This window comes from Flavobacterium suaedae, assembly GCF_014642915.1.
GTDB classification, from domain to species: domain Bacteria; phylum Bacteroidota; class Bacteroidia; order Flavobacteriales; family Flavobacteriaceae; genus Flavobacterium; species Flavobacterium suaedae.
Window position 1 is genome coordinate 1 of record NZ_BMJE01000021.1, and the last position, 712, is coordinate 712.

A 712-nucleotide genomic window follows, 5' to 3' on the forward strand; every position below is an offset into this window, starting at 1 on the left:
GGGGACCCAAATTTCTAATATATAAAAATATAATGGTTCTCATACAGATTTTTCTGCTACACAGGTGTAGTTACATTAGTGAAAATGGAGTTAAACACAAGGGAACTGCAAAAGGGAGCAGAAGATTGCATTGCATGTAGGCATCCTCATTGTCCAGGGACAAAGTTAGTGGCATAAGCCCAAGCATTGTTGGCAACAGGATCAGCAACGTGGTCGTAAAGGTTCTGAATAGGGCCCTTGCCAGTGACAATGGCCTGAACAAAGAAACCAAACATGGAGAACATAGCCAAGCGACCGTTCTTGAGTTCCTTGACCTTCAACTCAGCGAATGCATCAGGGTCATCAGCCAGACCAAGAGGGTCAAAAGCACCACCAGGGTAGATTGGGTCAAGTCCTTCACCAAGTGGTCCTCCACCAACTCTGTAACCTTCAACAAACCCCATGAGCACAACCTGAACAGCCCAGATGGCAAGGATGCTTTGAGCATGGATCAGGTTTGGGTTGCCCAAGTAGTCAAGTCCTCCCTCCGAGAAGATCTGTGAACCAGCCTTGAACCACACGGCCTCGCCGAATTTCACACCATTCTTCTCAAGGATCTCTGGGAAGGTGCAGCCAAGTGCACCAAGCATGGCCCATCTGCTGTGAATCACCTCCAGCTCCCGGTTCCTGGCGAAGGTTTCCGGGTCAGCTGATAGTCCAGCAGTGTCCCATC

At 49.2% G+C, this 712-nt stretch carries 1 protein-coding gene; it reads right to left on the reverse strand.

Annotated features, from left to right (window positions below; translation table 11 throughout):
• Positions 1-146: 146 nt before the first annotated feature.
• The coding region (locus IEW45_RS14940; protein WP_188622034.1) for a chlorophyll a/b-binding protein at positions 147-712 on the reverse strand (566 nt) is incomplete at its 5' end.